The 25,130-nt window shown below is 42.4% G+C and carries 3 protein-coding genes; all 3 read right to left on the reverse strand.

Features of this window, described 5'->3' with window-relative positions:
* Positions 1-2: 2 nt before the first annotated feature.
* The 3 genes from H583_RS35285 to H583_RS0111485 are packed head-to-tail and all read right to left on the reverse strand — an operon-like array spanning position 3 to position 25,119.
* The gene (locus tag H583_RS35285) at positions 3-7,379 is read right to left on the reverse strand and encodes a hybrid non-ribosomal peptide synthetase/type I polyketide synthase (protein ID WP_051236330.1); all 7,377 of its coding nucleotides are present in this window, start codon (positions 7,377-7,379) and stop codon (positions 3-5) included.
* A gap of 29 nt (positions 7,380-7,408) precedes the next feature.
* Positions 7,409-17,389: a non-ribosomal peptide synthetase gene (locus H583_RS0111480; RefSeq protein WP_028560595.1), complete on the reverse strand. Its 9,981-nt coding sequence runs from the start codon at positions 17,387-17,389 to the stop codon at positions 7,409-7,411.
* Complete coding sequence (locus tag H583_RS0111485; protein WP_154665867.1) at positions 17,389-25,119, reverse strand: non-ribosomal peptide synthetase/type I polyketide synthase; 7,731 nt, start codon at positions 25,117-25,119, stop codon at positions 17,389-17,391. The genes H583_RS0111480 and H583_RS0111485 overlap by 1 nt, the downstream gene beginning before the upstream one ends.
* Between the last annotated feature and the right edge of the window lie 11 nt (positions 25,120-25,130).

The following is a 25,130-nucleotide window of genomic DNA, read 5'->3' on the forward strand; positions in this document are numbered from 1 at the left end:
TCTCATTCCTCCTTACGCAAATGTAGACGTTTTTGCCGGTTTAGTCTGCCCCTGTCTATTTTCTCCTGCCGGTCAGCCGCGGCAGGCTCGGGCAAGTCATGTTCCAAGTATTGACTCAATAACTCGATTGTAAAATGGGAGAAAATTACTATAGGAGGGATTTCCCTTCCCAACTCTTCTTCCAATTTAGATATTGCCTGGATCGCAGAAAGCGAATCCCCTCCGATTTCAAAGAAGTTATCTTTAGTACTAATCTCTTCTTTGTTCAGAACCTTTTTCCAAATTTCAGAAAGCTTGTTTTCTATAGCCGAGGCAGGTTTAACAAAATCGACCTTAGACTCAAATCGTTCTCCGCTCCGCTCTAATTCACTAATATCTATCTTATTATTGGAAGTAATAGGAATTTGACCGATTTTATAAAATAAAGCGGGAACCATATAATCCGGCAGCTCTTTTTTAAGGCAGGATCTTATATCCTCCAAATTAAACTCTTTACTTGTTTTAAGATATGCCGTCAGGAGATCAAATCCGCTGTCGTTCTTTTTAGGTACAATAAAGGCATTTTCAATCCCGTCCATTTTCAAGAGGCTGCTTTCAATTTCTCCGATTTCAATACGATATCCCCTTATCTGAACCTGCTTGTCGTTACGACCGATGTAGATGATCTCACCTATTGTATTGATAAACGCCAGATCCCCTGTTTTATAAATGATTTCATTATTGTTATAAGGGTTGGGAATAAATCGTTCCTCCGTCAGTTCAGGTTTGTTCAGATAGCCGGAAGAAACCCCTTCCCCTCCGACGTAAATCTCGCCCGTGATTCCGGGAGGTACAAGCTTCATATGTTTATCAAAAAGATAGATATTCATTGTAGGCAGAGGTTTTCCTACATTCGAAATATTCCCTTCAATCTCCTTCTCCCCGATTTCTTTAAATGTGCCATGCACGGTTATTTCAGTAATTCCGTACATATTCATAATCCGGGTTTGCGGATATTGCTCCTTAAAGGCTTTTAAATTGTACGGTGTTAATTTTTCACCACCAAATATGACATGCCTCAAGACAACGGGAAGCTCGTCCTTATGACGGAGAATTTCCGCCTGTAAATTAATAAAGGCCGAGGGGGTTTGATTCAATATTGTTATTTTTTCCTTGTGCAACACGGAAAGCAAAGCCCTAGTATCTTTTTTCACGTTATTAGGAATAACAACGATAGTTCCGCCCCACAATAAAGCACCGAAGATTTCCCATACAGAGAAATCAAAACAATAAGAGTGGCATAGTATCCAACGGTCATTTTCATTAAAATCGTATACCGGGGAATCATTATAGAACAAACGAATCACATTGTGGTGATTGATGAGCACACCCTTCGGCACCCCGGTAGTTCCCGAGGTATATATAATATAAGCCCCATCCTCTTTCCCGGTAAAATTCTCCGGATTAGCAGTTTCTTCGTTATCAAGGGCGATTGTTCGCAAGTTATATATCTCATGGCCATCAAATTCCTCGTGTAGTTCATCATCCTCAAGCAGTATATGCTTCACCTTGGAATCCGTCAGAATCTGTTCGATTCTTTTCCGGGGATACAGAGGATCAATAGGCAGGTAGGTACCGCCTGCCTTCAAAATAGCGAGAATGGCAATAATCATTTCAGCAGAGGGTTCCAGCAGCAATCCGACAATGGTGTTGCCCGTTACTCCTTTCTGCCGCAAGAAATGGGCCAAACGGTTAGCGCTCTCATTTAGCTCTTTATAAGTAAGAGATTTGTCCTCAAAGACCAAAGCATGTTTTGCGGGATACTCTTCCGCCTGCTTTTCAAATAAGCCTTGGATAGAATGATTCGAATAAGTTGCAGGATGATTATTACATAAAATTGTCAGGTACTCTTTCTCTAGAGCGGGAGCCAAGAGACTAATATCTTTCAGATGAATTTTGTCATTGTTAAGACATTCATCAATAATATGGATAAAGTATTCTTTGAACTGCATGATCGTTTCTTTGTCATAGAGATCGGTGAAATATTCAAACTCAAAATAGATTTTATCATTACGCTCTTCGGCTATGACGGTTATATCGAATTGAGCAGTTCTACTTTTATAAAGATGTGGACTTACTTCCACCCCGGGAATTTTCACCGTAGAGTCGGTGTCATTCATCATATTCTGAAAAACAAACATCGTATCGAATAGAGGATTTCGGTTGCTTGTCTTTTTGACTTCGAGTTTATTTACCAATTCATCAAAAGGATAAAGCTGATGATCAAAAGCCTCGAGTGTAACCTCTTTGACATATTTCATAAAAGAAAGAAAGGTTCCGTAACCATCCAACTCCGCTTTCACAGCCAGGGTATTTACAAAGAAACCCACTACATTTTCAAGCTCCATGGTATCCCTGCCGGCGATAGGCGTTCCGACAACAATCTTTTCCTGTCCCGTTAACTTATATAATAAGACAAAGTAAGCAGAGAGTAAGTACGCATAAATACTGCTTCCTTGCGCCCCTGCGGCTTTTCTGATCGCCAGCGCTTTGTCCGTATCGATATAGAAGGATATCGAGTCTCCCCGGTAGCTGAGATTTGCGGGACGTGTTTTATCCGACTTCAGATCGAGCAAAGGGATTTCCCCTTTAAACCTCTCCAGCCAGTAGTCTTCTTCCTTCCTTATCCTTTCCTGCTGGGCAGGTTCATGCAGCCATTCGCTGTAATCTTTATACTGAAACTGCTGAACTCCGGGCTCATCCCCGCTGTAAAAATCCATCAATTCACGAATGATGATTTTAAACGAAACCCCGTCAACAAGTATATGGTGAAAATCTAGAACCAGCACAGAATAATTATCCCGGACCTTTAAGATATTTACCCGGAACAAAGGAGCTTCCAGCAAATTAAAAGGTTTCACAAATCCTTGAATAGTCGAATCAAGAGATCTTTCATCTGTTTCTATCAGTTTACACTCAACAGGTAAGTGAGGAACGACTTTCATAAATGGTTTTCCGTCCAGCTCTACCAGAGAGCTTCTGAAGGCATCATGCCTGGATGCCAACTTTGAAAACGCCTGTATGAGGCGTTCAACCTCAAGGGCGCCGTCGACTTGAAGAACATGTGTCTGGTTATAGGCAATACTGCTCTTATTCAGTTTCCATAAAATATACATCCGCTTTTGTCCCGGTGTCAGTTCATAATACGCTCTCTCTTCAGCTTTTTTCATGGGGACGTATTCATTATCTTTATGACCTTCTATTAAATTTGCTAATTTGCTGATCGTTAAATTTTTATAAAAATCCTGGATGGATATTTTCACATTGAGTTCTTTATGAATCATGGAAAGGATCGTTAACGCTTTTAAAGAATCCCCGCCCAATTCAAAGAAGCTATCCTTAATACCGATGTCGGAAATACCGAAGAATTTTTGCCAGACTTTAACCAGCTGTTTTTCCTTTTCTCCCTGGGGCGCCTCATATTCGGTGCTTAACCGGTTCCGAATATCATCACTGATATTCATCATAACAGGGGCAGTCTCGTCAAGCCCATGAAGATCGATCCATTGGTCAAGTCGGCCCTTAAGATCTCCCCCGGCAGACACAAATATCTGTTCCAAGCCCTTTATCAAAGCAATCTGTTCAAATTGCTCCATACTTTCCCGGAAATTCATCCCATCCCAATCGATAACTTTCCAGCACCTGTTGTGCTGAAAATTATTTTCCAGAATGTAGGAGTCAAGGAAAGCATTCGCTCCGGTATACGCTGCAAACTCCATTCCGCCAAGCAGGCTGGAAATGGAAGAGACAAAAAGGCAAAGTTCAGGCTCATCTCTTTCCAGTGCCAAGGCGACATTCTTAATACCGTAGACCTTTGTCAGGAATTGACTTTCGCAGTCGTTCTTCTTTAAGGAATCTATAAATCGGATACCCGGTCCGGAGACAGAACCCGCTGCATAAATTACCCCCGTGTAGTCCCCGTAGCGCCTTTTCACTTCATCAAAAAACTTTGAGACCTCGGAGGCTTCCGCTACATCCAGGGAGAAGTAATGAATACCGGTACCATATTCTTTTAATTTATTCAGTCTGTCCAGCCGGGTTTGTTTTAACTGATCCTTTGTGAAAGAGTCAGTAGAATCCATCTCTTCCAATCTGCTTTTTCCTGCAATAATCAAATTAGCTTCATACCTGGAAGCGAGCAAACTGGCAAAAGAAAAGCCCACATCTCCCAGACCGCCAAAGATAATGTAGGTGCCTCTTCTCCGTAAAGATGTTTCCCCTTCAGCCTCCGGCAGGTTTAATTCCTGGAAGTCCTGAATCCACTTCCGTTTTCCCCGGAGTGCAACCACAGGATATTCCACAGTCTTTAACAATTCATCGTAAATCAGCGCCAAGGTTGCTTCCCATGGTCCGAATGTATCGATATCGATATTACGACAGACTAAAAAGGGATATTCCTGCGGAATCACCTTCATTGGACCCATGATAGTCGCGGTTTCGGGAAAGGTACGGTTTTCATCACATAGACGATAAAGGTTTTCCGTTATAACATTAATCACAGTTTTATGGGAATGCTCGAACATTTTCAGACTTTTGGCAATATTTAATAACGAGTAAAAGCCCTTGTTCTGCTCTTCCGCGAAATCTTTCCCGGTCTGTTGACCCGGTGCTGTGAGTGAAAAGCAGTGCAAAATATGCGAAGGAATTAAGGACTGTTCAGCCAGGGAGGAAAACATCTTCATGTAATCATCCAAAGCCCCGTGCCTGACAATAAAATGATTGTCAGGCAGAGCCTTAAAAGCCTCCCCCCCTTTTACTAAGATGGGAGCGGAAGAATCATTCCCCAGCTTTTCGGCTAACTGTTCACCGAGACCAAAGTCATCACAAAAAATTAGCCAGCCCTTTTCAACGCTCTCTGCGGAACTTATTCCTGTTTCATTCTTTTGCTTCCAAAAAAGTGTATTTAATACACCCGAAGGCTTTTTATTTTTTAAGAAGGAATCCATTCCGTTTCGCAGGCTGATTTGATTCAAATCAATAGAGTAATCTTTCCGTTCAAATTGAACGCCAGGCAAAACCGCCCTTTTTACCTTCTGTTTCGCATAAGTCTTTTGCCATTGAATATCCCAGCCCTTGATCCATAATATCCCAAGTGTATGGCTAAGAGCTGTTTTTTCAGACATTTCCCCTCGTGATACTAAGGGGGTAAGGATTTCCTGGTCTAAATCCTCCTTGATATTCTCTTTTAGCAGGGATGCTAAATATCCGCCCTGCCCAAGTTCCAAAATTGTAATATTCTTTTGAGCGCACAGGCTTCGGCTCACTTTCTCCATTGAAAGAGCGCTGGCCGTCCGGTTAACCCAGTAATCCCGGGAGCTGATTTGAGCTATGTCCACAGGTTCCCCCGTAATGCTCGAAATCATGGTTATCTGGGAAGCTTTAATAGGCAGGGGAGCCGCTGCCTGTTCTGTTGCTATTTGTGGCTGCAAGCTTTTTACAAGAAGAGTCAGCAGATCTTCTAAGCTAAACAGACTCGCCGCGTATGCCGCAGCCAGTTCTCCCAGGCTGTCTCCGGCCACAACATCCGGCAAAATACCGTAAGCCTTTAATGTATCCGCCAGGGAAATTGCCACACAGAAATGTAAAAGAGTAAAATGGGCGGGATCAGTAATTCCCTTTTGCTGAAAATTATTTTTTAACGCAATCCCAAACTTTTCATTTAAGATGTCAAAGCATCGATCCAGATAGGCCTTAAAGTGATAACTGCGGCTATACAGTTCGGTTCCCGGAAGAAAATCTGTTGCCTCTATTCCGCTAAAAACAAAGGCGACCCGGCTTTTCTTTCCAACAGGAGAACTTTCCCTGTAACTCCCTTTAATCAGCCCCGCTTTGATATCATCAAGCCCCTTTCCTAGCAGCAGACGGCGCACAGGAAAAGAAGATCTGCCGGTCTTCAATGTGTAAACCAGACTTTCAAATTCCACAGATTCATTAGCCATACACCCGATAATTTCTTTGCCCAACTGCTCCAAAGCAGTTTGAGACCTTTCAGAGAGGAGTACGACATCTCCGTCAACGTTTACAGACCGGGAAGCTATTTTAACTTCCGGAGCTTCTTCAATAATGATATGGGCATTCGTTCCTCCGATGCCGAAAGAACTCACCCCCGCTACCAATGGGAAATCTCCGTTTTCCCATTTGGCAGGCTCATCTAAAATCGTAAACATACCATTTTCATCTGTCAAAGAGGCGATTGGTGAATCACAGTTGATGGAGGGTGGAAGCGTTTTGTTTTTCATAGCCAGAATAACCTTGATTATCCCGGCAATCCCCGCTGCCGAATCCAGGTGTCCGATATTGGGTTTCAAAGATCCCAGCACACATTTTTTATCACCGCTAATGGATTCCATAGCATATTTTAAGCCCTCGATCTCAACAGAATCTCCCAATGGGGTTCCTGATCCGTGAGTTTCGATGTAGGACAGCTCACCAGGCGCAATATCCCCAATGGCCATGGCCGTTTTAATTACGTCAGCCTGAGCATATATACTAGGAGCGGCATATCCCACTTTTCTTTTTCCGTCGTTGTTAACAGCGGAACTTCTGATAACTCCAAGGATATTATCGCCGTCACTTAAAGCGGCAGCAAGAGGTTTCAGGACAATGACCCCGACCCCTTCTCCAGGAATTGTCCCTTTGGCCTCTTGATCAAAAGCACGGCATTGCCCGTCAGGAGAAAGAATCATTCCATCCTGATAGCTGTAACCCTTGCTCATATCACCAAGGATTGAACCTCCGCCGGCCAAAGCCATGTCACACTCCCCTCCTAACAGAGCGCGGCAGGCCATATGGACGGAGACAAGAGATGTGGAGCAGGCTGTATACATAAAAACACTGGGTCCTTCAAAACCAAAGTTATAAGAGATCCGGGTGGGCAGATAATTCGTGCTTACCAGATTGTCCAACATAAGCTGGGAGGAGATCGCATCGTCTTCCCGGGCAATATTTACAAATTGCCAATAGAGATTCGGGGCCGCCCCGGCGTACACGCCCACAGAACCGGGAACATTGCGGGGATCATACCCCGCATTTTCTAATGATTTCCAGGCCACTTCGTGAAAAATCCGCATTTGCGGCTCCATAGCCTGGGCTTCGCTTTCACTATAGTTGAACAACCCCGCGTCGAATTCATAGGGCGAATCCATTGTGCCGCCTTTTACTTTTACATAATCAGGAGAATTTAGCTGTTCTTCACTTACACCGGCAGCAAGCAGCTCAGAATCCGTAAGATGCTCTATACAATTTCGGCCTTCGTAAATATTATTCCAGAATTCCTCAGGCGACGATGCCTTGGGAAATTTCAATGACATCCCTATAATAGCGATTCCGTAACCTTTCACTTGTCTACTCCTCCCAAACCTATTACTGATTACAGTTCCTCATTCTTATCTTTCAATCTCTTCTTAATCATGCCGAGATTTGAAATGCTTTCAGCCATCCGTTTGGCTTTATCTTCATTAAACTCATAGAAAGATTCCCGGTAAGTAATGAAATAAGCCAACTGGCTTATGGTCGTATGCTTAAATAACTCCATCAAGGGCAGCCTTATCCCCAATTCTTCCTGAATCCGGGAATTCATCTGGATCAGCATCAACGAGTCGACTCCCATATCGAAATAATTATCCAGTACACTGATTTTATTTATCTTTAACAGCTCTTTAATAATATCCCTTATCTTTTCTTCCGTTTCATTCCTGGGTAATACAAATTCCTCATCGGAAACATAATGCTCTTCGGGTAAAGGCAGAGCCTGCGTATCAACCTTATTATTCCTGTTTAATGGTATTTTTTCCAGATGCATAAAATATGAAGGAATCATATACTCGGGTAATTGCCCGGATAAATAATTTTTTATGCTCTCTGCTTCCAGCTTTTTATCCGCTTCATAATAAACACATAGTTTTTCGGTTTCCCTTTGCTGGAGCACATGTACCTGATTGATACCTGGATAATTCATCAGCTGGCTTTCGATCTCTCCCAACTCAATTCGATACCCTCTAACCTTAACCTGCCGGTCCTTCCTCCCCAGATACTGGATATCCCTTTCTGAAATCCATCGTCCCAGGTCCCCGGACTTATACAATATTCCGGCAGAATTAAACGGATTGGCTATAAAGACTGTGTTATTCAGCTCAGGACGATTTAAATATCCCGCCGACACTCCAGAGCCACCCACATAGATTTCACCGATGACACCACGGGGAACCAGCTCAAGTTTATCGTTCAAGATATAAACTTCGGTTTCGGGCAGAGGTCCGCCTATATTACTTATAGCTGTGCTATCAACAATCTCATCTTCCCTTAAGAAATGATAGGTTGTGTGAACGGTTGTCTCTGTAATGCCATAAAGGTTACACATCGAAATTTCATCTAAAGAGTACCTTTTTATCCAATCCTTAAGTAAATAAGGCTCGAGCTTGGCTCCTCCAAAAAGAACATACTTTAAGTGCCGCTGCAATTCAGGTTCCCCAAGTTTTTTCTCCACCAGCATGAAAACAGAAAAGGCGCCGGGAGTTTGATTCAAAACAGTAATTTTGTTCTTTTTTACGATATTCACAAACTGCTCGACATCCCGGATCTCCTCAAGAGAAGGTATGACCAGTTCTCCTCCTGTTAGCAATGAGCCAAAGATTTCCCAGACAGAGAAGTCAAAGCTATAAGCATGAGCCATAATCCATTTGTCCGCTTCTGAGAAGTCAAAAGGCATATCTTCGTTAAGAATCAGACGAATCACATTGCGATGCGTAATTAGACATCCCTTAGGTTTGCCCGTAGTACCGGAAGTATAGATTATATAGGCAGGATCGGTCTGCTCCAGGGAAGGGACAGGGCGATGCGCCACCTCCGGAGGATTCTCTGCATAACAGTTTACATTAAATACCTTGAACTCCGGTTCATGCTCATCATGATTAATAATATTCTGATCCGTAATGATTACCTTACTCTTGCTGTCCTCCATAAAATATTTAATCCGGTCTGTCGGATTTTCAATATTGATAGGCAAATAACTGCCACCTGATCTTAAAATGGCTAATATAGCAATAATCATCCATTCGGAATTATGCATATAGAGCGCCACAATTTCGCCCCGCTCTATTTGATACGCTCCGAGCAGGTAATCAGACAGATTAACAGAGAGCTTCTCCAGCTCCCCATAAGAAACCGAACGGCCATTGAACGTTAAAGCTGTTTTCTCCGGCATTTTTTCCACCTGTTTTTGGAATGCCTCAAATAAAGTCAGCTCCCGGGGATACACCGCGTTATTCCGCTGCTGAAGCCCGAGCATAGCCTCCTTAACCTCTCCGGTAATAACCGGATAAGCTAAAAGATCCTTCTGAGGATCGGTAAAAAGTTCATCCAGCAAGACGGTAAAATGCTGCACCAGATGGTCTATAGTCGTGCTGGAGTAATAAAGAGCATTATAAACAAGAGTTCCGGTAACAGAAGAAGCTGTTTTCTCCATTAACAGATTCAGGTCATATTTACCCAATCCCAGGTTAGCTTCCATACATTTATACGTATCGGTATCACCAGAAATATCGGAATAGCGGAAAAGAATATCAAATAAAGCTGTCCGGCTCATGTCCTTTCTTGGATTAATATGGGCCACTATAGGCTCAAAAGGAATATCCGTATAGGGATTGCATCGGTTTAAATAGTCATCTGCCGCCATAACCAGCTCTTCAAAAGTCATACCTGGGGCTATATCAATCGAAATGGTCAGCAAACCAGCCAAAGGCCCAATAATTGAATCTCCCCCGACCTTACTTCTGTTATCCGTCATCTTTCCGATAGTGATATTTTCGGTGCTTGAATATCTGTACAATAAGGCCTGAAATCCTGCCATTAACAAGGTAGCCGTATCAACATTTTGTAAACCGGAACGGTTGTTCAACTTCTTTAAAATTCCCTCAGGCAGGGTAAATGTTTTAATACCCGATTGATAAATATGAACATCTTCGCGGCGGAAGTCGCTGTAAAGTTCTAATGGCTTCACTTTGTCAAGCAGGGTATTTTCCCAGAAAATCAATAGCTGCTTTTTAACATCCTCCGGAATCGAAGCCTGCCAGTGGGAGTAATCAGCATACTGAAGATTTTCTCCATCATATTTGACTGCTCCTCCTGCCTGGTAAGCCGCAACAAGTTCCTGCAGTAATAATTTCAAGGAATGATTATCACAAATAATATGATGAGCAACGATGACTAGCAGAGAGCGATTATTCGAATTCTTAAATAAAATGACCCGGATTAGAGGCGATTCTTCCAAAACAAATGGGACCTGAGTTTCCTTGATTACCAGCGCCAGCAACTCGTCCTTGTTGCTTTCATCAAAATCGCTTGCACGGACCTGTACAGGAAATGAAGCAGGCTTCGAAATAACCTGGACCGGTTTATAAGACCGGGTATGGACAGTAGTACAGAGCGCATCATATTTATTGAGAACAGCATTCACCGTATTCTGCAGAATAGAAATGTCTGGAATGAAATCCAAAGAAGCAAAAACAGGAATATTATGATATACCGGACTTCCCTGGTAGAGTTTATTTGTTTCAAAACTGTCGATAAACCAGAGCCTTTCCTGGTGAGAGGAAGTATCGGCATAGGAAACGACCTGCCTTGCCTCCTGCTTTTTAATTTCCGGCAAACGGGGAATATCCGGTGCTAGCAAGGCCCCAAGCTGAATAGCCGGATTGTCCAGTATTTTCTCCAACATAACAGTAAAGCACTTGCGATACTCCTCGATGGTAGACTCGTTAAATAGCGCCTTGGCGTAAAGGAATCTAAAGGCCAGACGGTCACCCTTTTCCCCAAAAAGCAGGGACAGATCAAAACGGGCGGTAATATATTCTGATGGCAGCTGATACAGCTCTAAGGTAAAGTCTTCAACCTGATCATTGGAATCTTTGCCTGCATCATTAAATTCGTGCTGTTCTAAACTAACATTAAAAATAGGATTATCCATGTAATCCCTTTTCTTCACAACTTTTTTAACCAGTAAATCGAATGGATAATATTGATTTTCAAAAACACCGAGGTAATGCTCTTTCTGCGCTTTAAGAAAATCCAGAAACGTACTCTCTTCTCCAAGACGCATACGAAATGAAAGCATATTAACGAACATCCCCACGATCGGCTTCACATCTTTATGCCATCTGCCCGATACAGGAGAACCGATAACGAAATCTTTTTGCCCGGTAATTCTCGCAAGAAAAAGGGCATACAGCGCCAGGATATTGACAAACTGGGTGGTGTCAGTACCGGTAAAGACGCTCCTCCATTTTTCCGATTGTTCGGGAGTTAATTCAAAATCCAGAATCGCTCCGCGGAACATAGCATCCGGTGTTTTTTGATGATCATACGGAAGCTTCAATTCAGGAACTCCATCCTTGAATAAATCCAGCCAAAACCGTTCATTTTCATCTTGCATGCTATCCCGGTAAGTATGGTTATACCATTCGGAAAAATCTACATATTGCAAAGCCTGCTCAGGAAGTTCCGCTCCGCAGTATAGTTCAACGAAGTCCTGGAATAAAATCTGGTTTGACAAGCCGTCGCAAGTTATATGATGCTTATCGATGACCAGAATCCATTCATTTTCAGCTGCGCGTACAAGACCGGCCCTTACCAGAGGAGGCGTGGCAAGATCGAAAGGCTTTATAAAGCTCCGGATAACAGATTCAACGGAATCCTTGTCGGCCTCCAAAACCTCGACTTTAAAATCAACAGCTTTATGAATTTTCTGCACAGGTGTTTGATTATTAAAATGATAACTGGTACGGAAAGATTCATGCCGATCCACAATCATCATAAAAGTCCGTTCTACCCGGCTAATATCAACTTTGCCTTTCAACGTAACAATATGAGGTTCATTATATGTCGTAAGCGCCATTTCTTTATAAATTTGATCGGTCACAAACATTCTTTCCTGGGCCGGGGACAATGTGTAAAACTCTTTAGGTTCGGCTTTGGTGATGGTTGTAAATTTCTTCTTGGTTAAAGAATCGATACTTCCTGCAACTTCTCGTATCGTAGGTTGATTAAAAAATTTATCCACAGGCAACTTTACATCAAAATGCGCATGAATATAGGAGAGGATAGACATCGCCATCAATGAATCCCCACCGATATCGAAGAAATTATCCTCGATGCTGATATCATCGGTTTTAAAAAGATCACGATAAATATCAAGCATTTTATCCTCTGTCTTACTTAACAGATCGTTTTCTTTCTGGCTCAATTTATCTTGCCCTTCTTCCTCAGGGCTAAGATATCTTTTTGTCATCCTGGCATAATTCATCTCTACATCTTTAAGAATAAGAGAGGATAAATCATAAGGAGCGATTACAAGCCGCCGCTGGTTCATGTGAAGAACATGGTAAAACGCGGCGACACCTTCTTCCGGTTTTGTGGCGATAGGCTCATCAAATTCTGGAACACTATCTTTTCCTTCGAACCGTTTATAATGCGAATCAACAGACATGCCAACTTCAGACCAGTCATTCCAGTTGATAGTAATGACCTTTTCTCCGCTGTCACTTTTGTAATGGGTATAGGCATCTAAAAATTCATTACCAGCAGAATAACCTATTTCTCCGACCTTTGAAGCCGGAATAATATCCCCGATTGAAGAACATAAAACGAAAAAGTCCAGCTTATGCTTATTAAATACCTGGTCAAGATTAATTGTCCCTTCGATTTTGGGTGCTGCAGCCTCAGCAGTCTTTTCTCTTGGACGGTTTTGAATAATGCCATTATAATCAACGAGACCGGCAGTATGGATAATCCCGTTAAGGGGAGCACTCCAGCGTTGCTCAATCTTTTCCGCTAATGAACGGACCTGTTCCTTATCCGAAATGTCGGTTGGAACGACAAGAAATTCAGCCCCTAGAGCTTCAAGCTCCAGCATTTTGTTTATAAACCTGGCGGTCTTCTTACTTTCCCCGGAATAATCGTTCCACTCCTCAGCAGGAGGAAACGGGGAACGGCCGACAAGAACACATTTTGCCCTATACGTTTTTGCCAAAAATTCTGCGATTGAAAATCCCATTCCCCCAAAGCCGCCGGTTATTAAATAGATGCCTTTTTCTCTTAGCAGAGGTTCCCAGTTCTTTTCCGGTAAGGGATCACATTGCTCAAATCTCTCGATATACCGTTGCCCTTTTCTATATGAAAAAACAGAAAAGTGTTCACTCGCTAAAGCGATGTCAACGAGGATGGAATCGCAGATCTCTATGAATTCATTTTTATTTTCCACATCGATATCCAGGTTTAAACACGACAGGGATGGATATTCAAAAGGTATGACTTTTACAGCTGCCAGTCCGGGTGCTTTCCCGGGATTGATTACATCCGTCTCGTGAATTTTGATGATGTTATTCGTTAGTGAACAGATGGTTGCTTTCGTGACCGTGTCAAACCGTCCCATCGCCCTGGCAATATTTATAAGGCTGTACAGTCCCCTGTCCAAATCCTTATCCAGGTTTTGTGAAGAGAACAAACTCCTGTCATTGAAATTAAAGCCATGAATAATAATGTCCGGCAGTCCTGTTTCAGACTGAATAGTGTCAAAAAGTTCGTAATAATCTTCCAGTTTAGAACTATTAATATAATAGGTTTTTTTATCGTACCGGGAATAGCCTTCTCCCTCCCGGACAACGATTACATGATTAAACCTTGTGGAAAAAACTTCCTCAAGCATCTGCCCTTTACTGCAGCTTCCAACAAAAAGAACACAACTCTTTTCATTGAAGTCCGGGGTAACATTAATATTCTTTCGCCCTATCCATTCAGGTTTATAAAATACTTCCTCAACAGGACGCTTTTGCTCCAGGAATAAATTAAAAAGCTCATCATAAGATTTTCTGCTTTTTTCGATTATTTCCCGGGGATGACGCTGACTGAGAATGATTTCCGTCGAACTGCCACCAAAAGACAAAGGAGGATATATATTAGAATCATCCTGCCCATCGGGTGCCGGATACGATAAAAAGGTATACCATTTCTTCAAATTAAAACGATCTGCATAGGCACAAAGCCCATTGATCGCATGAAGCAAACCTGCCCCCAGGCTATTGCTCTGTTTCCCGGTATAGAGAACCCCAGGCAGACAGAACATAACAAATTTATAATTCAGATCTTTTGTTCCGTTAAACAAGTTCATGACAAAAGACCATTTTTCTCCAGTGTAATCCAACTCGCGTTGCTGCTCATGAGCCTCTAGTATAAAGCGTGAATATTCATCTTCCTTAACCAGGCCTGCACAGAAAATTCCATCTATACTCTCCCGTGGTAAGGCTGCTAACAAGGAATCTAATTCATTTTTATTATAAAAATCACACTCTACGGTTTCGACTTCGATACCCTTTTCTATTAGTTCCTCTAATGCTTTTACATTATTTAATGGCCTCCGGCTCACAAGGGTCAGTTTTCCCTTTTTCAATCCCGACAAGGCAGACCTGACAGGTAATAGATAATCATCTTTTAGACGATCATCTTCACAGAAAAGAATATTCCATCCTCTGTTTTCGGTAGAGAAGTCAGGAAACTCCTGCATCATTTCAATTGGCTTAAAGTCTTCAACATAACGTTTTTTCCCGCGATATGCGAGCAGGCAGCTTCCTTCCGGCCTGATGACCTCCCCGGCAATTTGCCGGGCAATCAGTTCAAAATTTACTCTTCCCGAAAGGAAGTCAAAATCGATATGTTTTAGCTTTACCAGCGGGAACTCAATCGGAATATTGCGGATCAGCCCCGTCAAACCCGCTTTATCAACAATGACCTCTTCATTTCCTCCAACAGAGTGAAGATTATTGGAGATGACAAAAAGATTCTTCTCATTCTTATTCGCTGTCTCTATATACCCCAAGGCCTTGGCCAAGTGCAGAAGACTGTAATAACTGCTATTCGTCAATTGAGCAAACGGGAAATCGCTTGCCCCGGCTGCCGCCTCTTCCGTCAAAGAGAATTGATGAATATAGGTTAAGGTGCTGCGCTTCTCTTTCTCCAGCAGATACAACAATTGAACGTAATCTTCAAAATTGTTTTCACGGATGATGTACTTACTATCGCTTTCTTTATAGAAAGAGTCCCCTTTTGTGACAACAATAATCGTGCGGTCCCATTTTTCCATAGCTTTTAATAAAAATTCTTGAAGTTTCGAATTATCGGCGAATAAAACAATGGTATCCCCAGGTATGGCGGCAGCAGCTGCTGCTGCCGGCCTGCTTTCCCAAGTCCGTTCGAACAACTTAAAATCTTTATTTTCATCCGGATTATCCAGGGGAGTTTCCTGTTTCAAATTAATGCTATCCAGCTTTAAGGTAAACTGGGCTTTATCAAAAACATAAGTTGGTAAAGGTACAACATAGTATTCTTTACCTGCATATACCTTCTCCCACAAAATTTCCAGCCCATGTTCCCAAAGAGAACCGACAGTTTTAAAAATGAAGGGAGAATTACTTAAAGCTTCATTTGACTCTCTAACAAGATGTATATATTCAATACAATCATTCTGTTTTGCCAAGTCATCAAAGACCTTTTTAAAACCGGCGGAGTTCCCTGCTTCAACAACAACTGAAACTACATCTTGTTCTTTTTGAATATTCTGTTTTAGAGCTTCCCAATTTTCCGGAGTGATGAGTTCACAGGCACTGCCGGTGTATTCCGCAATGAGATCTGCATATTTACTTTGCACCGAGGCGTTATCGGTGGTAATTTGCCCATCAGAAGAAAAGAGCAGAAAAATCTTCTTTTCTTTCTCGGGATATTTAACATCGCGGCAGCCGGAGAACAAGTCGGCAGCATCTAAACGTTCTATTGCTTCATTTTTATTCCGGCAGACAATGTATCGACGCAGGTTAAAATGCTTTCTTCCGGAACGCGTAGTATATGCTGCATCAGAGATATCGATATCGTTATTCTCGAAATATCCTTTATAACTGGCTGCTATACCCTTTAAGGATTTTTCCGTCTTGGCGGAAAGTAATAACAGATGAAAATCCTCTTCCTCTGTCCGGTTATTGCGAGCGATTTCTTCGGGACGTTCTTCGAGGACAAGGTGAGCATTTGTACCGCTGATACCAAAAGAGCTGACACCCGCTCTCAAAGGGGTATTTCCTACGGGTACAAAATCACGGGTTGTCTCATTCACATAAAATGGGCTGTCTTCAAAATTAATCCCTTCATTGGGTTTCTTATAGTTCAAACTGCGTATAAGTTTCTTATTTTTCAAAGATAAAGCTGTTTTTATTAATCCTGCAATCCCTGCGGCTGTATCCAGATGTCCGATATTGGATTTTACCGATCCGATCGCGCAATAATTTCTCCCTTTGGAATTAAAGGCTTTTTTCAAAGCCTCGATCTCGATCTGGTCACCGATTTGTGTCCCCGAGCCATGAGCTTCCACATAACCAATACTTTCCGGCTCCACCTCTGCCATATAATGAGCATTAGCAATAACTTCCGCCTGGCCATCGATACTGGGAGCTGAAAAGCCGATTTTCCGAATGCCGTCATTGTTTACTGCCGAACCTTTAATTACAGCATAGATATAGTCATTATCTTCCAGAGCCTGATCCAGCCTCTTTAAAAGAACTACACCGCCCCCATTTCCTCCTACAGTACCGCTGGCATCTTTATCGAAAGACCGGCAATGTCCGTCTTTGGACAGAATCATCCCGTCCTGATATACATACCCTTGTTTAAAAGGAAAATTAATACACGCACCGCCTGCAATTCCCAAATCAATAGTTCCGCTTAAAAGACTCTGGCATGCCAGATGGACACCAACAAGGGAACTGGAACAAGCGGTACTCAAATCAAGGCTTGCTCCCGTAAGATTCAATCTGTAGGATGCAATCGTTGATAAAAAATCCTTATTACTCAGTATTGAGGCCTGGTAGTATTCGGATAGCAGTTTATCTGCGGAACTTGCAGTAGCCACCTGCCAGAGCAAATTATCAGAGGCTGTGCCGAATACACCGGTACGGTATTTATCCATTTTATCGGCATAGCCGCTTTCTTCCAATGCCGCCCATGAACATTCAAGAAAAAGGCGAATTTGAGGATCCAATAATAAAGCCTCTTTATTTGAAAAGTCAAAAAAGGCTCCGTCAAAATAGTCCGGTTTATCAAGATACCCGCTGGCAGGAATATAATTCTTATCATCCACCCGAAACTCGGCAGGCATATTTTTCGCTGTTTCCTCTTTATTAAAAAAGGTAATGGATTCTTTTTCTGTCAGAAGGTTTTTCCAGAATTCATCCGGAGTGTCAGCGTCCGGAAAACGACATCCTATTCCGATAATTGCTATTTCAAAGCCAGTCTGTGATTTTATATTTTTATAGCGCATTATTTTCTTCGACTCCTCCTTAACATATTTTCCATTCTCTTTTTGCCCTCAGCAAGAGAACTCTCGATCGTAAGATGATTATTGGATTCGGAATTAATTTCTCCACTATTCATGAAGTGAACTAAAGATCGGATGGTTGTATACTTAAACAAATATACTACCGGTATATCAATCTCTAGCTCATTACGAATTAAACGGTTTAAATGCATAATCTTCAGGGAATTCCCGCCAAGATCGAAAAAGTTCTTAAGCACACTGATTTTTTCTTCTTCCAGTTGAAGTACATTACTCCATAGTGTCAGCATTTTTCGTTCCGTTTCATTTCCGGGGGTTACAACCTGCTCCAGTTCCATCGCTTCTTTTGGATCCGGCAGAAGAATATAATTAATTTTCTTATTGGAGGTTAATGGTACTTCTTCTATTTTAAGAATAAAAGAAGGAATCATATAATCAGGCAAAACCTTTAACAGAAAAGTCTTTATTTCTTCAGCTTTATATTCATGGTTTGAGACATAATAGGCAATAATATATAAATTCTCATCACTGCCATTGTTTATGATGACTACCGCATCAGATACACCAGGTATCTTCAGAAGATTATGTTCAATTTCGCCCAATTCGATGCGGAAGCCGCGAAGCTGGACCTGCCTGTCGACCCGACCGGCATATTCAATCTCGCCTTCATCTGTCAGCCGGGCTTTATCTCCGGTCTTAAAAACTCTTTCGGCGGGTTGATAAATATTTTTTGGAAAAACCTTCTCGGTTAATTCCGGTCTGTTCAAGTATCCCCTGGACACCCCGGCACCACCGACAAAGAGTTCACCATAAACACCCGGAGGCAGCGGAGCACCGTTGTTGTCAAGAATATAAGCACACATACCCGGTAAAGGAGTACCGATACTGCTCGTATTATTTTCAATATCTATTGGAGTTATCTCTTTAATTGTGACATGAACAGTTGTCTCCGTTATACCGTACATATTAATAAATTTTACATCCGGAAAAAGCTCTGACCATTTCTTCAACTTGGCCGGAGTTAATGTTTCACCACCGAAAATAACATAACGGATATCAAGAGAAATATCTTCATCAGAAACGGCTTCCTTACTTAAATTATAAAAAGAGGAAGGCGTCTGATTTAAAACGGTTATATTCTCTCTGGACAGTAACTTTAAAAACTGTCGGGTATCTTTTCTTTCTTCCCGGGATAAAACACATAATTTACCCCCGAACAGCAAAGCACCCCAAATCTCCCAAACAGAAAAATCGAAACAGTAGGAATGAAATAAAGTCCAGGCATCTTTTTCATTAAAACCGAAAATAGCTTCGGAATTTACGAATAGGCTATACAAATTTCTGTGTTCGACCATTACTCCCTTCGGATTGCCGGTCGTCCCCGAGGTATAAATAATGTACGCCACATCCGCAGGATTGTTAATATTGTCGATCTGTTCCGGCTCGTCCGCATAACTGCTCTTATCGCCTACATAATAAACGTTGCCTGTCTCGAACAGATGATCATGTTTAATGTCACGCTGTGTCAGCAAGCAGCGGCTGCCGCTGTCTTGCAGCATAAACTTACAGCGCTCCTCGGGATACTCCGTATCGATCGGCAGATAAGCCCCGCCGCTTTTCAATGTCGCAAGAATGGCAATAATCATTTCTATAGACGGCTGGAGGTACAAAGCAACCACAGTACCGGGACCGACGCCATCTCTTCTCATTTTATTAGCCAGCTTATTGGCACTTATCAGGAGTTCACCATAAGTTATTTCCTCATCACCAAAACGAACGCAGGCCTTTGAGGAATACCTGCGAGCCTGTTCATCAAACAACTCTATTATTGTGCCAGAGGCAGGAATCGCAGCCGGCTCCCTGCCGGTAATAAAGGAGCAGGCTTCCTCCTCTTTTGTCATCAAATCCAAACGGGAAACCTTTTCATTTATTTTTTCTTTAACCTGGCCTGCCATCCGGATAAAGCAATTGCTCATCCTTTTAATCGTCGATTCTTTAAACAGGGAAGCATTATAATCGAAAATTAGCTCCAGCTCATCACCTTGTAAAAAGGCAGTACACTGGAGATCATATTTCGCCACCTTGTGCTGGCAATTCAATTTACTGATATTCAAGTCAGCTAAATCGGCGACAAAATCATCGGACGACTGCATGACAAACACAATATCAATAAAAGGATTACGGCTTGGATCACGGTCAACATTCAGCTCTTCGATTAACTCCTCGAATGGGTATTCCTGGTTATCATAAATCCGGATCATTTTTTCTTTGAAGCGCAATACAAATTGTTCCAGACTTAAATCAGAATCGATTTCGGTTTGAACGGCAAGCAGATTTACAAATACACCAATCAAATCTTCAAGTTCCGGACTTCTCCTCCCGGCCACAGGGACCCCGACCATGATCTTATCTTGTCCCGTCATGCGGGAAATGAGCAGATTAAACAGGGAGAGCAGAAGAATGAAAAGAGTCGAATTGGTATTTTTCGCTATATCCTGCAGCAGTCGGGTCGTTTCTTTGTCAAATTTAAAAGCGACCTGCTCGCCTGCTTCTTCACGAATAGGCGGACGCTTATAGTCCGTCGGAAGATTTACAACAGCATATCCGTTCTTAAATTCATTCAGCCAGAATTCCCGCTGTCGTGCTTTAATCTCCTGCTGTTCAATCGAGTTCAGCCAGTCGGCATAATCTTTGTATTGAATTTTCATTTTCGGCAGTGCTTGCCCATTATAATAATGCACAAAATCCCTCACGATGATTGTGTCAGAAACACCATCAGTAGCTATATGATGGATATCAATGATGAGCAGATGTTTGTTTTCTGCGACTTTCCCCAAGCCGATTCGGATTGGAAGCTCCTGATCCAAATCGAAGGGACGACGGAAACCATCTACCACAGCCTCCAGTGCACCCGGATCAGCTATCACTAGTTTTGTTATACTAAAGTTATGCTCGTCCATGATGACCTGACACGTTTTTTCCTGTACCAACTGATAGATTGTTCTTAAGATTTCATGACGGTCGATAATATTTCGGAAAACAGCCTCCATTTTCTTATAGACTATTTCCCCTTCGATGATGAATGCCTGAGTTTCATTGTACAGACAGCTATCCTTGGCTATCGATTGTATAAGGTACAGTCTATTCTGGGCCGGGGAGATCGCATACGAATCTTTCGGCTCCGCTTTGGAAATGGAAAGAGAAGTACGAGTCATATACTTTTCCAAATACTCGGCTGTTTCCGCAATAGTAGCATTCTGAAAGAATTGCATTAAAGGAAGCTCATTTTTAAACTCCTTTGAAATTTTGGATATCATTACAACTGCTTTCAAGGAATCTGCACCAAGCTCAAAAAAGTTGTCCAGCACACCTATATCTGATATGCCAAAAAAGTCTGTCCAAATGGCAAGCAGTTTTTTCTGTATATCCGTTTCGGCCTCTTGGTAAGGTGTCAGCAGATGGGGTCTAGTTTTACTAGGGCCGCCAAAGGAAGTTTTCCCTTCCAAAGCGGTTGCTGCTACTTCATCGGCTGTTTTAACGGAAGACAACCCGACCCATTTGTCGATGCGCAAGGCCAGATCCCCGGAAGAAACAACAAAATGATTTCCCCGGTGAGGCAATAACCGTTCCAAAATCCGGTAACTCTCCTCCTCCGGGATAGCGAGCATCGAATTACTTTCACCTAACTTCGAAACACTTTCAGTTTCATCAAACTTAAAATCCCATGTTTCCCAGTTCACACAAATTAAGAAATCCCGCATTTCTTCATCCAAGGATTCAAAGAAACCATCGAGATAATAGTTGGCGGCAGCATAAACCGTATATCCCAACCCTCCTAAGATCGGCGAGAGAGAAGACATTAGCAACATAAAATCGAGACCATAATCTTTGAACAGATCATACAACACCCTGGTGCCATTAATCTTTGGCTCGAACTGCTCGTAGCATTCCTCAGGAGTAATATGGGAAATTGTCCTGGAAAGTTCAGCCCCGGTAATCCCTGCCGCGTGTATGACTCCGTTAATCTTGCCCCAGGCCGCCTCGCATTCAGCTACGATTTTTTTCATCTCTGCAGGGTCTGCTGCATTAGCTTCAAAGATTTTAAATTCTCTCTTGTCTTCTTTAAATTTATGGAGCTGTAATACCCTGTTATAATTTTTGTCTGTCTTATTTTGAAGAATACTGTCCCACTGCTTTTCATCCGGTATAGCGGTTCTGCCAACGAGTATAACCTTGGCATTGTACTGTCTGGTCAGATAATCGGCAAAAGACAGACCGATATTTCCCAATCCTCCGGTAATCAGGTAGACGCCATTATCTTTCAACCGCTCTCCGCCCGTTCCAACCGACACTCTTTCATAGCCCCGTTCCCAGCGCTTATTGTTGCGTAAAGCGATTTCTCTGGCGGAGTGAAGATGATTAAATTGAGCAAGCAAAACCCCGGTTTTAGTGGACTCGTCCATGTCGATATAAAAACAATCGGTATTTATATTCTCCTGGGACATTGTTTTAATCAACGCCAGCATGAGGGACTTTTCGGGATAAACCTGTTCATGACCATAAACCCGGTACATTCCTTTGGATACAACATAAACAGAAGTCTTTTTATTGAACTCAAAAGATTGAAAGATATTTAATAGACTGAAAAAACCTAACCCAAGTCCAGTATCAAATGCAGTATTTTCCCCATACGCACTAAACAGATGCAATATTTTATCAGGGGAATTACCTAGTGATTTAAGTCTTTCAAAGAGCTTTTCATAGTCCGCCTTATTACCGGGATTAATGATATACTCCTGATTATTCACCTCGGAGAACTCTTCCCCGCAAATGACAGTTATTAATTTATTGCCTTTGGAAAGTTGATTGTTAATTTGACTGGCCCTGTCCGTGGAATCACTGAATATTAAAATACAGGAGTCAATAATCTCTTGGACTTCCGGCAGAGGGGCAAGCTTCCACGAAGGCTGGTAATACCAATCATCCGGTGCTTCTTGTACCTCACTACTTCGAACCGTATGCCTCTTCGAGGCTGAAGGAAGATAACCGTCTTCTTTGTAAATAGGATATACTTTTCTCTCGAAGGGATAAGCAGGCAAAGGCACCCTGAAAAAATCCCCGCTTCCATAAAAGCCTTGCCAGTCTACGTTCATGCCTTGAGTCCATAAACCCGTTAACCGGCTATATAAATAATATTCTTCCGAAATATTTTCGCCGTCGGCTTTTACCAACTCATATGCCCGGGAACCCTGGGCTTTGCTTTGATATCGCTTCAATAAATTAGTTAAATCCATCCCCGGCCCGAGTTCAAGGAATACAGCATTGTTTGCAGTAAATATCTCTTCGGCACCTTTGCAGAAGTTTATCGTCTCTCCGATATGTCTTGCCCAATATTCGGGAGAAACAGCGAGCTCAGCGGATAATTCTTTCCCGCTAATTCCGGATACAATGGGTACAGCAGGCTTTTGCAGTGACAGTTGAGACAGGAAAGCTTCAAGTTCAGGTATAATCGGGTCCATAACATACGTATGGCTGGCAAAAGGAACATTCACGGGAAAACAGAATATTTTTTTGCTTTTCATCTGTTTTTCAAAAAGCCGTACATCTTCTTCCAGACCGCCGACAATACAGGTTTCACCGTTATCGATTGCTACTTCAACATTATGGTCCAGCAAAGCCTTCACTTCGGCATAAGGGAGAGGGACGGATAACATCGATCCCTTGGGTACACTTTCCATTAAATTGTTTCTTAATGCTATAAACTTAATGATATCCTCCAGCTTAAAAACACCGGCGATATAAGCAGCTACCAATTCACCAAAGCTATACCCAATCACCACATTTGGATGTATACCCCAGGATTGCAGTAGTTTCGCCAGGGCGCATTCGAAGCTGAATAGAAGATATAATTTGCCCTTGCCGGATTCGGAAGGAGATACAGGCGCAGCTGCCTCCATAAAAGATTTAACATCATAAGCAGCATAGGATTTAAAATACTCGAAGCAGCGGTCCATTTCGTCCCGGAACACCGGCTGCAGCCGATAAAGCCTTTTTCCCATTTGCGGATATTCCGCTCCCTGACCAGGAAACATGTAAACAATTTTATGTCTGCCCAAAAGAGCCTCGTTTTCCACAACCTGACGAGGAGCGCTTCCTTCCAGAGCATGGATGCACTCCTGCTTGTCTTTACAAATAAAGGCCCTTCTGTACCCGAACTCCTCTCTCCCGGTCATCAACGTGTAGGAGATATCCTCCAGCCTTTCACCGGAGGAGTTCTTAACGTAATCCAATAAATTCGAAGTCTGCTTATCCAGAGCGGATACACTCTTAGCAGACAAACCGATGATTTTATATTCTTCTTCGGAAGAGTCTTTTTCGACTACAGGAGGAGATTCGAGAATAACATGGACATTAGTCCCCCCTACTCCAAAAGAACTGACGCCACCGTAAATCTTCTCATTCCTACCTGTCTTTAAATTTACCAGCTCCGTATTCACATAGAACGGGCTATTTTCAAAATTCAAATTTTCATTCGGACTTTCGAAATGAAGGGTCGGGAAAATCTCACCATACTTTACTTCGAGAATCGCTTTTATCAGTCCGGCTACTCCTGCTGCGCTGTTTATATGACCGATATTCGTCTTAATGGAGCCTAGAGCGGTTTGTTTCCTTTTAGTAGTATTAAAAACTTCCGCTAAAGCATTAAACTCTATCGGATCACCTATACTTGTTCCGGATCCATGAACCTCAACAAATTGAATATCGTCGCTGCTAAGCTCGGCAAATTCAAGGGCTTTCTTTATGACGTCGACCTGACCATCGAGGCTCGGTGCAGCATAGCCAATTTTCCTGTTACCGTCATTATTTATGGCAGATCCACGGATAACAGCATGAATCGTATCATTATCCTTCAGCGCATCTTCCAGCCGTTTTAAAACTACAACCCCTACTCCATCGCCGAATACACTCCCGGAAGACTTTTTGTCGAAGATTCTGCAATGGCCATCCCTGGACAAAATCAGCCCTTCTTTATATATATAGCCATTTCGCTCAGGAGTCATAATGGAGGCACCGCCTGCTATAGCCATATCACTGTCTCCATCCAAAAGAGACTGACAGGCATAATGGACAGCCGCTAAAGATGTCGAACAGGATGAAAACAGATTCATGCTTGGTCCGCGTAAATTGAGTTTATAGGATACTCTGGTGGACATCAGGTCCATATCATTAAAAAAGGAATTTGAAAAAAGCTCTACAATTTTTTCAGGATCATACATATGTTCTTTTTCAACCTGTTTAAACAAAGTAATATATTCCCAATATTGATTGGAAGTGCCCCCGACAAACAGACCTATCGGCTTATTATACCTTGAAGGGCCATAACCCGCGCTTTCAATTGCTTCCCATACACACTCATGCATGACCCTAATCTGGGGATCCATGATTAAAGCTTCTTTTGGGGTATATTCAAAAAAGTCTGAATCAAACTCTTCAGCAGACTTAAATGTGGATCTCGCGTTAACAAAATTTGGATTTTCGATTACGGACTGCGAAACACCCAAGTCCAGAAGCTCTTCCCTGGATAAGAACTCGATTGATTCAACCCCATTTTTTAAGTTATTGTATAACTCATCAATCGATTCAGCTCCCGGGAAACGACCGCTCATTCCAATGACTGCTATTTCCAAACCTGTTGGCTCTATCTCTCGACCCAAAGCTAATTCAC

Origin of the sequence: Paenibacillus pinihumi DSM 23905 = JCM 16419, from assembly GCF_000422505.1 — a bacterium.
In the GTDB taxonomy this organism is placed as follows: Bacteria; Bacillota; Bacilli; order Paenibacillales; family Paenibacillaceae; genus Paenibacillus_D; species Paenibacillus_D pinihumi.